The following is a 13,905-nucleotide window of genomic DNA, read 5'->3' as shown; positions in this document are numbered from 1 at the left end:
CCGCGTCGGTCGCGAAATCGGCCGGATCATTGAAGAGATAGGTCATCGGTGAGATTCCTTCACGGGGCGCTCGATCGGAGGGCCGACGACGCGCGGTCGGTCGCCGTACAGGGGAGTACCCCAGGGCGCTCCCAATATCCTATAGGACATGTTGGAGGATCGGCTGAGGGCTGAGGGCTGAGGGCTGAGGGCTGAGGGCTGAGGGCTGAGGGCTGAGGGCTGAGGGCAGAGGGCAGAGGCCGACGGGCGGACGAGCTGAGGGCCGACGGGCGGACGCACGGAGGCGAGGGCAGGCAGGGAGCAGGGCCCTGCCTGCCCGGGGGTCAGACGACGAGCCAGACGAGGGACACCAGGATCATCGCGCTGAACCCGAGGATCGAGGTCATCACGGTCCACGTGCGCAGGCCGTCGGCCACCGAGAGCCCCAGGAACTTCGTGGCGATCCAGAACCCGGAGTCGTTGATGTGGGACAGCGAGACCGAGCCCAGGCCGATGGCCAGGATGATCAGGGCGACCTGGAGGGAGGAGTAGTCCCCTGCCAGGACCGTGCCCTGGACGATCCCCGCGGCGGAGAGCGTCGCCACCGTGCCGGAGCCCTGGGCGACCTTGAACGCCAGTGCGACCAGGAAGGCGAGCAGCAGGATCGGCACGCCCGCGCTGAGCAGCAGCCCGGAGACCGCATCGCCGACGCCGGTCTCGGTGAGCACCTTCGCGAACACGCCGCCGGCACCGGTGACCAGGATGACGATCGCCGCCGGGCCGAGTGCGCCGTCCATCACCTCGCTGATCTGCTGCTTTCCCCACCCGTGCATGATCCCGAGCAGGTACATGGCGATCAGGGTGGAGACCAGCAGGGCGAGGGCCGGGGCACCGATGAAGGAGAGCACGTTCGCGGCGGAGCTGCCCTCGGGGAAGACGAGGGTGCCCACGGTCCCGCAGGCGATCATGACGATCGGCAGCAGGATCAGCGTGACGACGAGGCCCGCCGGAGGCCGGCTCCCGTCCGTGGCGGCGGCTGTTCCCGCGGCACCCGTTCCGGCTGCGCCGGCGTCCGTCGGGGCCTCCGGCGAGAGGCTGCCCGCCGAGCCCGATGCGGAGCGTCCGCCCGCGGAGGACGCCGCCGCGTCGACGGCGACGCGCTCCGTGCGGTCGAGGTGGGCGGCGCCGGCGCCCGCGTACTTCGTCTGGACCGCCGGGTCGAGCTCGAAGGTCCGGCTGCCGATGATGCGCGTGCCCGTGACATGCACGAGCAGGCCCATCGGGATCGCGAGCGCGATGCCCAGCACCGTGACCAGGCCCATCAGATCCTCGCCCAGCAGGGTCGTCGAACCGACGACGCCCGGATGCGGTGGGACGGTGTTGTGGATGAACACCATGAAGACCGCGATCGGCATGCCGATGGCGATGGGGGCGCGATGGCCCGCAGCCTTGGCGAACGCGAAGATGATCGGCACCAGGATGATGAAGGCGACGTCGAAGAAGATCGGGATCGCGACCAGGCCGGAGGCGATGAGCAGGGCCTGCGCCAGGCGCTTCTCGCCGAGCACTGCGGCGGCGCGGTGCGCGATCACCTCGGCGCCGCCGGTCCTCTCGATGATGCCGCCGAGCATGGCGCCGAGGCCCACCAGCAGCGCGACGCTGCCGAGGGTCCCTCCCATCCCGTCGATCATGAGGGGGACGACGTCCTGGATCGCGATGCCGCCGGCGAGGGCGGTGAGCACGGAGACGACCAGCAGGGAGAGGTACGCGGGCCATTTCAGGAAGATGACCGTGAACAGGAGGATCGCGATCGCGGCGACCGCGATCCCGATGAGGAGCAGGGGTCCACCATTGGGCCTTTCTCGAGAGGCCGGGGCGACCTGGTCAGGCCGCCCCGGCGAGGTGAAGGGGTCGGCTCAGCGCTCGATCTTGTCGAGGTCGAGCATCGTGGCCAGCACCTTGTCCAGCTCCGCGTCGTCCCAGATCTTGGTCCAGTCCGGGTTGATGATGCTCTCGCGGCCGTAGTCCATGGCGCGCAGGCAGGCGTCGGAGAAGGGGTTCGAGCCGCGCAGCGCATTGGTCAGCGAGATGAAGATGTGCCCGTAGAACAGGGCCTTCACCGCCTTCTCCGGGATCCCGACCTCGTTGATCGCGTGGTCCATGGAGTCCTTGAGGAACTGTCCGATCATGCAGCCGGTGGTCTCGACCAGGGTGGGCTCGAGCTGGGCGAGCTGCTTGACGGTCACCCAGTGCACGTCGATCACGGGGGCGTAGATCGCACGGATCACGGCGGCGGTGCGCTCGCGGATCGCGTCGTCCTCGCCCTCGTAGGCGGCCACGACCTCCTGCGGGGCGGCGATGCCGCCGAAGGTGTCAGCCCACTCCTCCTTGGTGGTGCGCTCGAGGAACACCGACGGGTGGGCAGGATGCGCGCACGCCTGGTGGACGCCCTCGCGCTCGGTGAGCAGCCCGGCGTAGGCGGCGGCCGGATCCAGGGTGAGCAGTACCGAGCCGTCCTTCATGAGCGGGACGACCTGCTCGGAGACCTTCCCGAGGATGACGTCGGGGATCGCGAGGATGACGACGTCCGCCGCCTTCGCGGCGTCCTCGAGCTCGGTGACCTCGCGGCCCAGCTCGGCCAGACGCTGCTGACCGGCCTCGGAGGCCTCGACGTAGTAGACGGGGGCGTCGGTGAGGTTGAGGTTGTTCGAGACGCGGGTGCCCATCTTGCCGGCGGCGCCGACGACGGCCACCGAGATCGACGGATCGAGCTCGACCGTCTTGCCGAAGAGGGGGTTCAGTTCCTTGTTGCTGGTCATCAGGTGACTCCTTCGTGGGTGATGCCCCGGTGGGGCGGTGGATGCGGCCGATGCGGGCCGTTGGTGGGCGGGTGGCGGGTGGCGTGTGGACGCCTGAGGCGTCTGTCGGGTCAGCCGGCGTGGGCGTCGCGCCAGGCGCGCAGCGCCGCGAGGGTGCGATCGGTCCAGGCACGCTCCGTGGCGAGCGTGGTGTCGAGGTCGCCCTGCCAGGGCAGCCAGTGCTCGACGATCGCGCTGGGGGAGCGGCCCTCGCCGTAGACGGCCCCGAGCTCGTGCTCGAGGCCGAGCAGGCCCTCGCCGAGCGGGGCACCGGAGTAGGTGAAGCCCACCCAGCCCTCCTGGCGGGCGAAGGCGAAGTCCTTCACGTGCAGGTTCACGGTGCGGCGCGCACAGGCGTCGACCACCTGCTTGGGGTGCTCGAGCGCCGAGACGCAGTTCGCGGGATCCAGGCAGATCCCCACCCGGGGGGAATCCACCGCCTCGATCACCTCCAGCAGCGTCGACGTCGGCACCTGCTCGTAGGTCTCCAGAGCGAGGGTGACGCCTGCGGCCTCGAGCCGGGGGAGCACGGCGCGCAGTTCTGCTGTCGCGACGTCGGCCCCGTCGGCGATCTCCTGGGACTGGATCATCGAGCGCAGGGTGCGGGCCCCGAGCGCCTCGGCGATCCTGAGGTGCCGCTCGAGATGATCGCGGCCGATGGTGCGCGTGCCGAGCTCGAGCGCGATGCCCAGGATCTCGGCGCGCTCGCGCAGTTCTCGCAGGCCGTCGACGTCCAGCTCCTCGATGCGAGGGTCGTCGCAGATCTGGAACACGTCGCAGTCCAGCTGCGCCGCGCGGTCGATCATCCCGGCGATGTCGAGCGGAGCGGGGTTGCCCTCCTGGAACTCCCAGAACAGGGCGTAGCTGCCGATGCCGATCGGGAAATGCTGGGTCATGCGCGGATCACTCCGTCGTGGGGTCGCGGGTCGTCAGGGTCCGAGGTGCTTTTCGGCCGGTACCGGGTCGTTCCGGTCCGACCGTCGCGCCGGACGATGTGACGACACTAAGCGCCCGACGGCAGATTGGTCAACCGGTTGGCCGCTTCGCTGTATGTATTGGCCACTTCGCTGTATGTAGTGGTGCGCAGAGGTAGGGCGGAGTGGAGCGCGCGGTCGTGTGCGGGTCGACAGCGGAGTGGAGTGCGCGACGGAACGTGGGGTGGGCCGCAGGGAGAGCTTGGGCGGCTGTCGTCGGGCCGGTTCCGGGCAGCGGGTGACCGGTCTGCCGGTACTGTGAGGCGCTGTGAGCACCTCTTCGCAGCCCGAGCCGGTGACCGGCTCCGACGACGCCTCGACTCCACCGCGCTTCGGGCCCGGCCGAGTCGTGCAGTCGGGTCTGAACCGGTCTCCGAGCAGTGCCGTCGCCTATCGCCTGCTCGACCTGCTGCTGGGCGAATCGATGCGCCCCGGCGACCGGCTCCCGGGGGAGCGGGCGCTCGCCGAGGAGCTCGGCGTGGGCCGCAGCGCGGTGCGGGAGGCGATCTCGGCGCTCGAGGTGCTGGGCGTCGTGGAGACCCGCGCCGGCTCCGGCACCTACCTGCGTTCGAACACCTCGGAGCTGCTGCCCAGCACGTTGAGCTGGTCGCTGCTCATGGATCAGGAGCGCACCTCCGAGCTGAGCGTGGTGCGCGGCGCCCTCGAGCGCAGCGCCGCGCAGCTCGCGGCGCTGACGGCGACAGACGCGCAGAAGGCGGAGCTGGCGGGACTCGTCGAGGCCCAGCGCGCCGCGGCCGACGACCCCGAGGGCTATGTCGCGGCCGACGTCGCCTTCCATCGTGTGCTCGCCCAGATCGGCGGGAACGCCCTGGTCGGAGAACTGCTGGCCACCACGCGCACCTTGCTGCGCGTCTGGTTCGACCGCGCTGTCGACCGGCGTGAGGACATCGACCGGGCGATCGCCGAGCACGAGCTGATCGTCGAGGCCATCGCGTCGGGAGATGCGGTCGCTGCCGGCGACGCGATGGAACGGCATATGGCCACGGCGGCCGAGCGCATTCTGCGGGATTCTTCGCCGGAGTCCTGAGCCGCCGACGGGCAGGGTCGTCGCCCGGTGCTCGCCGGGCGCCCCGCCGCGGCGCTGCGCAGCAGGCGGTGCTCCTCGCGGGTCGTTGGCCGTCGGCCGTCGGCCGTCGGCGTCGAGCGCGGGCTCGCCGGCAGCCCACGTGCCGCCTCGTGCCCGCTGCCTTCCGTCCTCCGCGAGGGCTCGCTTCCTGCCGTCCTTCCCGCGGGCCCGTCGGCCCGGAGCTTCCCGCGACGTTCTGCCTGAAGGACTTCCCACGAAGGTCAACGATCCTATAGGATCGAGGGCAAAGATGACCTCACGAAGAGAAGGACAAGGATGTTCACTGCGGAGAACTGGCCGATCGGCGCCAACATGCTGTCGTTCGGCAACACCACGCCGGACGGCACCCCCACCCTCGAGGCCTCGTCGTCGGTCTGGGCCTCTCAGCTGCGCCAGGTCAAGGCGCTCGGCGTCGACCAGATCGACCCCACCGACGCATGGCTGCCGCTCGCGAAGCTGAGCGACGAGCGCGTCGAGGAGTTCCGCAGCGTGCTCGACGGGGAGGGCATGACGCTCTCCTCGATCTCCATGACCCGCAACTCGGTGGTGGACGTGAAGAACGGCGAGCAGAACGTGGCCGATGCGCTGCGCTTCATCGAGCTCGCTCCCAGCTTCGGCGTGCAGGTCGTGAACACCGGCTTCATGCAGGCCACCACCGAAGCGCAGAACAAGGCCATCTGGTTCTGGCTCGCCGACGGGCACGTCGACGACCCGGCGCTGCGCGACCTCGCGATCGAGCGCATCCGCACGCTCGGCGACGCGGCGCGCGACCAGGGCATCGAGGTCAGCCTCGAGATGTACGAGGACACCTATGTCGGCACCGCCGACGAGGCCGTCTCGTTCGTGAAGGACGTGGGCCACGAGTCCGTCGGCCTGAACCCGGACATCGGCAACCTGGTGCGCCTGCACCGCGAGGTCGAGCCGTGGGAGGACATGTTCGAGAAGGTCCTGCCGCACTCGAACTTCTGGCACATCAAGAACTACACCCGTGACTTCGACCCCGCGACCGGCGCCTACTCCTCGGCGCCCATGCCGCTGAAGTACGGCTACATCAACTACCGCAAGGTCATCCTCCGCGCCCTCGAGCTCGGATACTCCGGACCCTTCTGCTGCGAGCACTACGGTTCGGACTCCCTCGGCGTCATCGCCGAGAACGTGCAGTACATCCGCCAGGTGCTGGCCTCGGCCCTCGCCTGATCCGTCTCCCTCCCGAACAAAGGAGTTCACACATGACTCTCGAGATCACCCGCATCCAGCCCTTCCCCGACGAGCGCACCGTGATCGTCACCGGCGCCGGCGCCGAGCGCGGCATCGGCCGCAAGGTGGCCCGCAAGCTGGTGGCCGACGGCTGGAGCGTCGTCGCCGCCGACATCGACGGGCCCGCCGTCGAGTCCTTCGCCGCAGACCTCGCCGCCGAGAGCGGCGCGAAGGTCGTCGGCGTCGGCGTCGACATCTCCGACCAGGCCGCCGTGGACGCCGCCTTCGAGCGCATCGACGCCGAGATGCCCCCGATCGCAGCCCTGGTCAACCTCGCCGGGATCCCCAGCCCCCACTCGATCCTCGAGATCACCTCGGAGATCTGGGACAAGGTCATGGACGTCAACGGCAAGGGCACCCTGCTGATGATTCAGGCCGCGGCCAAGCGCATGATCGACGGCGGCTTCGGCGGACGCATCGTCAACACCGCCTCGATCACCGCCCTCGACGGCGGCGGCACCTTCTCCAAGACCGGCTACGCCGCCGCGAAGGCCGCCGTGCAGGGCCTCACCCGCGGCGCGGCCCGTGAGCTGGGCCAGTACGGCATCACCGCCAACGTGATCCTGCCCGGCCCGATCGACACCGACATCATGGGCGGAACGCTCACCGACGACCGCAAGGAAGGGATGAGCGCCAACATCCCGCTGCAGCGCGTGGGTCAGCCCGAGGAGGTCGCCGGTCTGATCGCGTTCCTGGTCAGCGAGGATTCCAGCTTCGTCAGCGGCACCTCGATCAACGTCGACGGCGGCAAGCACATGCACTGAGACGTGCATGCCCCGGGGAGGGTTCCCCGGGGCCCCGTCGTCCGTGCACCGTCGCACCGCACTCCCGCAGCACGACCCTCAAAGGAGAGAAATCCATGGCCGACTCGACCCTCTCGGGCGCCCTCGAATTCGCGAAGATGCTCGCCGCCGGCGGCTTCCGTCTGGATCCGATGGAATCCGCCCCGTCCATCGAGGACATCCGTCGCCTCGCGAAGAAGCGCCTGCCCACGATGGCCTTCGACATCATCGACGGCGCCTCGAACCACGAGATCACCCTCGACGCGAACACCCGTGACCTGGCCGAGGTGCGTTTCCGCCCCCGCTGGCTCACCGACATCTCCTCGATCGACATCTCCACCGAGGTCGACGGCATGGCCCTGCAGCGCCCCTACGTGCTGGGCCCCCTCGGGCTGCAGCGGATGATCGGCGGGGAGGGCGAGCTGGGCGCGGTGCGCGCCGCCGGCAAGGCGAACATCCCCTTCACCATCTCCACCGCCTCGAACTGGGCGATGGAGGAGCTCGCGGACGAGGCCACCGGCCCGCTCTGGTACCAGCTGTACATGTACAAGAGCCCGAAGATCGTCTCGAACCTGATCGCCCGGGCGAAGGCCATCGGCGCCGAGGCGCTCGTGGTCACCGTCGACGTGCCGCTGAACGGCAAGCGGTACCGCGATCACCGCAACGGCATGTCGATCCCCCCGAAGATCACCCCGCAGAACGCGCTCCAGGCGATCCGGTACCTCGACTGGACCCGCGCGATCATGAAGCCGCCGACGATCGGCTTCCGCAACCTCGCCGGCGAGGTCCAGGGCAACAACGCCGTCTCCCATCAGGAGTTCGTGAAGCGTTACCTCACGAACCTCACCCTGACCTGGGCAGACATCGAGGACGTGCGGAGTCAGTGGGACGGCCCGGTGTACATCAAGGGCATCCTCACCCCCGAGGACGCGCAGCGCGCCCGGAAGGTCGGCGCCCAGGGCATCTACGTCTCCAACCACGGCGGGCGCCAGCTCGACTCCTCGCCCAGCACCATCAGCGTGCTGCCCTCGATCGTCGATGCGGTGGGCGAGGACATGACCGTCGTGTTCGACTCCGGCGTCCGCACCGGCGACGACATCGCCAAGGCCCTCGCCGTCGGCGCGGACCTCGTCTCCATCGGCCGCGCCTGGGGCTACGGCAACGCCGCCGGCGGCGAGAAGGGTGTGCTGCGCGTGCTCGACATCCTCGACGAGGAGCTCGAGCTGGCCATGGGCCAGCTCGGCGCGATCAGCATCGATGCGCTGGACCGCGGCTTCGTGGACTACCCCGAGGCCTGGCACGGAGAGGGCCTGCACCGCGAGCCCGAGTCCGGCTCGGGCACGACGGAGGCCCCGGGGACGACGGGCGCGCCGGGGGCCACGGGCACGACGGGGGTGACGGCATGAGCGCCGCCTGGAAGCTCGCCGTCACCGCGGACTACGCGAACGCCGACGGCTCGACGATCTACGGCGACATCGGCCTGGGCACGCTCGCCGAGCAGGGGATCGAGTGGTCCCTGGTGGGCGAGGCCGGCCGTGACCTGCGCGGTGAGGAGCTCGAGGGCTTCGATGCCCTCTTCCTGCTGAGCGGCACGCCGTTCGGCTCCGCGCAGCTCGAGGGGGTCACCACCCTGAAGCACGTGGCGCGCTTCGGCGCCGGCTTCGACTCGGTGGACCTCGCCGCCTGCGACGCGGCCGGCATCACCGTCACCAATGCCCCGACCGGGCTGCGCGTGCCGATGGCGCACACGGCGCTCACCTTCCTGTTCGCCCTCGCGCACACCCTGCTGCCCAAGGACCGCCTGGTCCGCGAGGCCGACTGGGACCGCAAGGCCGAGTACCGGGGCCCGGGCCTCGCCACGGCCACGATCGGGATGATCGGGCTGGGCGGGATCGGCCAGGAGACCGTGCGCCAGCTGCGCGCACTGAACCTCGAGGTCATCGCCTGGAACCGGTCCCCGCGGCCGGAGTTCTGCGCCGAGGTGGGCGTGGAGCAGCTCGATTTCGACGAGGTGATCGCCCGCAGCGACTACCTGATCGTCACGGTCGCCGCGAACTCAGGGACCCGCCACCTGATCGGTGCACCGGAGCTCGCTCGGATGAAGGACTCCGCGTTTCTCATCAACATCGCCCGCGGCGCCGTCGTGGACGAGCCCGCACTGATCACAGCGCTGCAGGACGGCACGATCGCCGGCGCCGGGCTCGACGTGTTCGAGGTCGAGCCGCTCCCGGCGAGCAGTCCGCTGATCGGCCTGGAGAACGTGGTGCTGGCCCCGCACTCCCTGTGCTGGACCAAGGACTTCGCGGAGAGCACCGGGGCCGAGGCGCTCGGCGAGGTCATCGCGATCGCGAGCGGGAACAGCCCGCGCAACGTCGTGAACTCGCCGCGCCCGGCGACCGGATCATGAGCGAGCGCTCAGCGGCCGACGAGGCCCGCATCGCGGACCTGACCTGCGTCGTCACCGGCGCCGCGTCCGAGCGGGGCATCGGACGCGGAGTCGCCCTGGCCCTCGCCCGGGAGGGCCGCCCGCTGGCGCTGCTCGATCTCGACCAGGCGGGCCTCGCCACGGCGGCCGACGCCGCCCGCACGGCGGGATCTCCCCACGTGGTCACCGCCCGCGTCGACGTGGCCGACGAGGCCTCGGTCGACGCGGCGGTCTCCGCCGTCGAGCAGGAGCCTGGCGCTCCCGCCATCGGCGCGCTCGTCTGCTGTGCCGGGATCGCGAACCCGACCCCGTTCCTCGAGATGACCAGCGAGAACTTCCTGCGCACGCTCTCCATCAACACGCTGGGCACCTTCCATCTCGCCCAGCGCGTGCTGCCGGGGATGCTCGAGCAGGGCCTGGGTCGGATCGTCGCGATGAGCTCGACCGCCGCGCAGGACGGCGGTGGCAACTTCTCGACCTCCGCCTACGCCGCGTCCAAGGCCGGTGTGGAGGGCCTGATCCGGGGACTCGCGAAGGAGGTCGCCGGCACCGGCGTCACCACCGCAGCGATCGCCCCGGCCAACATCGATACCGACATCATGGGAGGCCGACTCGAGGGGGAGCGACGCGAAGAGTTCGTCGCCCGCACCCCCGTCGGCCGACTGGGCACGACGGAGGAGCTCGGTGAGCTGGTGTCCTTCCTCGTCGGCCCGCACGGCGGCTTCACCACCGGCGCGACCTACAACCTCAACGGCGGTCTCCGCGTGGGCTGAGCCCTGGACCATCAAGGGCGCCAGGCTTGCCGGGCGCCCAGGGGTGCCAGGCCCAGACGTGCCAGGCGATTGGGCACGCCGGAGAGCCTGACGCTCAGCGGCTCGGTTCCTGCGGCGATGTGCGTCCGGTTCTCCTGGCCCGCGGTTCCTGCTGCGGCCTGCTCGACGGTGCCCCACCCCGTCGGATTAGGCGGAATAGCGGTCCACCCCGTCTGAATGGGCGGAATAGAGGCCTCTCACCGCCTATTTCGACGGGGTGGTGGGTCGGGCGCGGAGCATCAGGGGCTGCGTGCGTGGTGCTCGCGTCATGCGGGTCGATTCTCAGCAGGCACCGCGCGCTGGCATGCCCCGGCGCCGCGCGGACGCGCACAGGCACCGCGCGCTGGCACGCACAGGCACCGCGCGCTGGCATGCCCCGGAACCGCGCGGACGCGCACGGACACCGCGGGCTAACACGCACAGGCACGCCCAGGCAGCGCGCTGGCACGCACAGGCAGACGCCGGACGCCGTGCCCCGGTCACCGGACGCCTGACGCCCGGCGCCAGGCGCAGCGCCCCGCCGGCAGCCGTCAGCCCCCTGCCCCGACGAGGCCGGGTAGCCAGGTGCTCAGCAGTGGGAAGAACGTGATCACCAGCAGCACACCGAGCATCGGGACGAAGAACGGCAGCACGCCCTTGATCACGCGGGTCACGGGCACCTTGGTCACCGATGACAGCACGAACAGCACCAGTCCCACCGGCGGGGTCAGCAGGCCGATCATCAGGTTGAAGATCATCATCACGGCGAAGTGCACGGGATCGATGCCGTAGACCTCGGCGATCGGCGCCAGCACGGGCACCAGGATGAGGATCGCGGCCGTCGGCTCCAGCACGGCGCCCACGATCAGCAGCAGGATGTTGATCAGGATCAGGAACACCAGCGGGCGGTCCGTGATCTGCAGGATCAGCTCCGTCATGACCTGCGGGGCCTGCTCGCGGGCCAGCACCCAGCCGAACAGCGAGGCGCTGGTGACGATGATGAGCACGCTGCCGGTCGTCTCCACCGTGGAGGCGGCGATCCGCCCCAGCGACTTGCCGCTCAGGGTGCGGTAGCACAGGGCGAGGATCGCCACGTAGGCGACGCCCATCGCGGAGGCCTCGGTGGGCGTGACGATGCCCGACAGGATGCCGCCGAGGATGATCACGGCGGCCCCCGCGACGGGGAGCGCCTTGGCGACGTCCTTGACGCGCTGTGCCGTCGGCGGCTTCTCCAGGCGCAGGTCGTCGCGCTTGCGGGTCTGGAGCCAGACCATGATGCACAGCGCCACGACCAGCACCAGGGCCGGCACGATGCCGGCCATGAACAGCGAGCTCACGGAGAGCCCGGCGGTCACCGCGTAGATGATCGCGGGGATCGACGGCGGGATCATCGGGGCGATCAGTGAGGAGGCGCCCGTGATGCCGAGCGCGAAGCCCTCGGGGTAGCCGCGCTTCTTCATGGCGGGCACCTGGATGCGCCCCATCGCGGCCGCATCGGAGATCGCCGCGCCGCTCATCCACGAGAACCCGAAGGACGTGGCGATGTTGACGTAGCCGAGCGACCCGCGCACGTGGCCGATCGCGCTGGTGGCGGCGTCGAACAGCCGGTCCGTGGCACCGGAGACGTTGGCCAGGTTGCCCAGCAGGATGAACATCGGCACCGCGAGGAGCGCGAAGTCGAACACGCCCGAGGCGGTCTGCTGGGCGGCGAGGGCCGCCGTGGCGGTGTCGTCCAGGATGATGTAGACGATCGAGGGGATCAGCAGCGCGATCCAGACCGGGACCCGCAGGGCGAGCAACACCAGCAGCGCTGCGAACATGATCAGCAGAACCATGGGGTCACAGACCTTCCATCGAGGCGGCCTTCTCGACCGCGTCCGGGACCTCGGCAGGGTGCCGCAGGTACATGACGATGTTCAGGATCGTGTGACCCAGGATCATCAGGTAGCCGACGAGCACGGCGCCGTAGAGCAGGGGCATGGGCAGGCCGGTCGCGGTCAGAGCCAGGGGACCGGTCAGCACCATCAGCGAGATGGCGGCGACCACCATGTAGGCGGAGGCCGCCGCGACCACGAGCATCGCGAAGATCTGCGAGACGGTGGCGAGCTTCCTGGGCAGGTAGACAGCGAGGATGTCCACCGCGATATGGGCGTTGCGGCTGGCCACGAAGCCGGCGCCGACGAACGTCAGCCACACCACCAGCAGGCGCGCGACCTCCTCGCTCCAGGGCAGCGGCATGCTCAGCACGTAGCGGGTGAACACCTGGAAGATGATCATGCCGAAGACGGCGATCAGCAGGGCACCGGCCACGAAGCGCTCGGCGTCGACCAGCCAGGCGTACGGCCGGAAGCGCCTCTCGTAGTGGTCGCGCTCGATATAGGTGTCCAGGTCCGGGACCTGGCCGTCATGGGAGCCCTCGACGGGCTGGGGAGACTGCATGCTCACTGGACCGACTCCTGGATCTCGAGGTAGAGGTCGCCCCACGGGACCTTGCTGGGGAACTCGTCCGCGATGAGCTCCTGGAAGGCGTCGACGTCGACCTCGTCGTTGATGGTGATCGTGCCCTCGTCCTCCCACTCCTGGAGCGTCTGCTCCTCGGCCTCGACGATGCAGTCTCGCGTCGCGACGCGGGCCTTCTCCATGGCGTCCTCGACACCGGCCCTCTCGTCGGCCGTGAGGGAGTCCATGAAGTTCTCGGAGGAGACGATGTTGACGGCCTGGACCATGTGTCCGGTGAGGTTCAGGTAGTCCTGGACCTCGTAGAACTTCTGCACGTCGATCGTGGGGATCGGGTTCTCCTGGGCGTCGATCGCGCCCTGCTGGAGCCCCAGGTAGGCCTCCGAGAGCGCCATCGGGGTCGCGCTGCCGTGCATGATCGCGAAGCTCGTGATGTACAGCGGGGCGTCGGGCGTGCGGATCTTCAGCCCGGCGAGGTCGTCCGGCTCGGTGATCGGGACGTTCGCTGTGATGTGGCGGGTGCCGTAGTACCAGGTGCTGTTCACGCGCAGTCCGGTCTCCTCGGCCATCTCGTCGTACACCTCGGCCATGATCGGACCGGTGGTCGCCTCGTCGAACTGGTCGACGTCGGTGAACAGGTACGGGGCGTCGAGCACCGCGGCATCCGGGTACCAGACGCCGAGGAACGACGGTCCGACGACGCCCAGCTCGAGCCCGCCGGTGGCGATCTGCTCGGTGGTCTCGCCCTCGCCGCCGATCTGGCCGGACGGGTACGTCTCCACGGTGAAGCCGTCGTCCGCCAGCTCGCTGCGCAGCGTGGCCGCGCCGCAGGATTCGACGGGGTGGGCGGGGTCGTACTGATGGGCGAAGCGGATGACCCGGGCATCGGGATCCACCGCCTGCTTCTCGATCTGGCTGGTGTCGACGGGCTCCCACAGCCCGCAGCCGGCGAGGGCGAGGGCCGACAGGGCTGCGGTGAAGAGCGTGGCGCCGCGCCGACGCCGGGTGCGACGGGCGGATGCCCGGGAGGAGAGGTGCGTCATCGCAGTCTCCCTTCTGAGAGGGGTTGGAGGAGGGGCAAGCGGTCAGAGGTGGGATCTATGGACGATGTCGTGATGCTATGGCACCGCGCCGGTCGGCACCTGGCCGCGCAGCGACAGCTGCTCGTGCGACGCACCCCGGAGGATGAGGGGCGGGTCGGCGTGGGCGTGAGTTGTGCGGTGAAGAGGGTGGTCGTGGGCTGGAGAAGTGCCGGATGAGTCGTGGTGGGTGCGCGGAAGCGGAGTGACGTCATC

Annotated in this window: 12 protein-coding genes; 6 read left to right on the top strand and 6 right to left on the bottom strand. The window is 69.9% G+C overall.

Translation table 11 applies throughout. The features are described from left to right. Positions 1-323: 323 nt before the first annotated feature. The 3 genes from CIK81_RS13520 to CIK81_RS13510 all read right to left on the bottom strand — a co-directional run bounded on the left by CIK81_RS13520 (position 324) and on the right by CIK81_RS13510 (position 3,733). Entirely contained in the window at positions 324-1,805 is a 1,482-nt protein-coding gene (locus CIK81_RS13520; protein ID WP_255411076.1) for an SLC13 family permease, read from the bottom strand. A 90-nt stretch (positions 1,806-1,895) separates the two neighbouring features. Continuing rightward, positions 1,896-2,798: a phosphogluconate dehydrogenase C-terminal domain-containing protein gene (locus CIK81_RS13515; RefSeq protein WP_096165755.1), complete on the bottom strand. Its 903-nt coding sequence runs from the start codon at positions 2,796-2,798 to the stop codon at positions 1,896-1,898. 110 nt (positions 2,799-2,908) lie between these two features. Further along, a complete protein-coding gene (locus CIK81_RS13510; RefSeq protein WP_114312140.1) occupies positions 2,909-3,733 on the bottom strand; it encodes a sugar phosphate isomerase/epimerase in 825 nt (274 codons plus the stop codon). A gap of 346 nt (positions 3,734-4,079) precedes the next feature. Between CIK81_RS13510 and CIK81_RS13505 the strand changes: the two genes are divergently transcribed. The 6 genes from CIK81_RS13505 (at position 4,080) to CIK81_RS13480 (ending at position 10,135) form a co-directional block, all read left to right on the top strand. Further along, on the top strand, positions 4,080-4,859 hold the full coding sequence (locus tag CIK81_RS13505) for a FadR/GntR family transcriptional regulator (RefSeq protein WP_096165757.1): 780 nt from the start codon (positions 4,080-4,082) through the stop codon (positions 4,857-4,859). A 315-nt stretch (positions 4,860-5,174) separates the two neighbouring features. Beyond that, a complete protein-coding gene (locus CIK81_RS13500) occupies positions 5,175-6,095 on the top strand; it encodes a sugar phosphate isomerase/epimerase (RefSeq protein WP_096165758.1) in 921 nt (306 codons plus the stop codon). 32 nt (positions 6,096-6,127) lie between these two features. After that, positions 6,128-6,919: an SDR family NAD(P)-dependent oxidoreductase gene (locus CIK81_RS13495; protein WP_096165759.1), complete on the top strand. Its 792-nt coding sequence runs from the start codon at positions 6,128-6,130 to the stop codon at positions 6,917-6,919. Between the two features lie 95 nt (positions 6,920-7,014). Continuing rightward, positions 7,015-8,343: an alpha-hydroxy acid oxidase gene (locus CIK81_RS13490; RefSeq protein WP_096165760.1), complete on the top strand. Its 1,329-nt coding sequence runs from the start codon at positions 7,015-7,017 to the stop codon at positions 8,341-8,343. After that, positions 8,340-9,344, top strand: a complete 1,005-nt coding sequence (locus tag CIK81_RS13485) for a D-isomer specific 2-hydroxyacid dehydrogenase family protein (RefSeq protein WP_096165761.1) — start codon at positions 8,340-8,342, stop codon at positions 9,342-9,344. The genes CIK81_RS13490 and CIK81_RS13485 overlap by 4 nt, the downstream gene beginning before the upstream one ends. After that, positions 9,341-10,135, top strand: coding sequence for an SDR family NAD(P)-dependent oxidoreductase (locus tag CIK81_RS13480; protein WP_096165762.1), 795 nt, complete (start codon positions 9,341-9,343; stop codon positions 10,133-10,135). The genes CIK81_RS13485 and CIK81_RS13480 overlap by 4 nt, the downstream gene beginning before the upstream one ends. Before the next feature lie 569 nt (positions 10,136-10,704). Here CIK81_RS13480 and CIK81_RS13475 read toward each other — a convergent pair. Genes CIK81_RS13475 through CIK81_RS13465 form a run of 3 tightly spaced genes read right to left on the bottom strand, consistent with a single transcriptional unit; the run spans position 10,705 to position 13,653 of the window. Then, positions 10,705-11,988: a TRAP transporter large permease gene (locus CIK81_RS13475; protein WP_096165763.1), complete on the bottom strand. Its 1,284-nt coding sequence runs from the start codon at positions 11,986-11,988 to the stop codon at positions 10,705-10,707. A gap of 4 nt (positions 11,989-11,992) precedes the next feature. Further along, positions 11,993-12,592, bottom strand: coding sequence for a TRAP transporter small permease (locus tag CIK81_RS13470; protein WP_096165764.1), 600 nt, complete (start codon positions 12,590-12,592; stop codon positions 11,993-11,995). Between the two features lie 2 nt (positions 12,593-12,594). Beyond that, a complete protein-coding gene (locus tag CIK81_RS13465) occupies positions 12,595-13,653 on the bottom strand; it encodes a DctP family TRAP transporter solute-binding subunit (RefSeq protein WP_114305240.1) in 1,059 nt (352 codons plus the stop codon). Positions 13,654-13,905 lie beyond the last annotated feature (252 nt).

The sequence above is a fragment of the Brachybacterium sp. JB7 genome (assembly GCF_003335205.1).
GTDB lineage: Bacteria > Actinomycetota > Actinomycetes > Actinomycetales > Dermabacteraceae > Brachybacterium > Brachybacterium alimentarium.
This window is presented reverse-complemented; position numbering and strand designations above follow the sequence as displayed.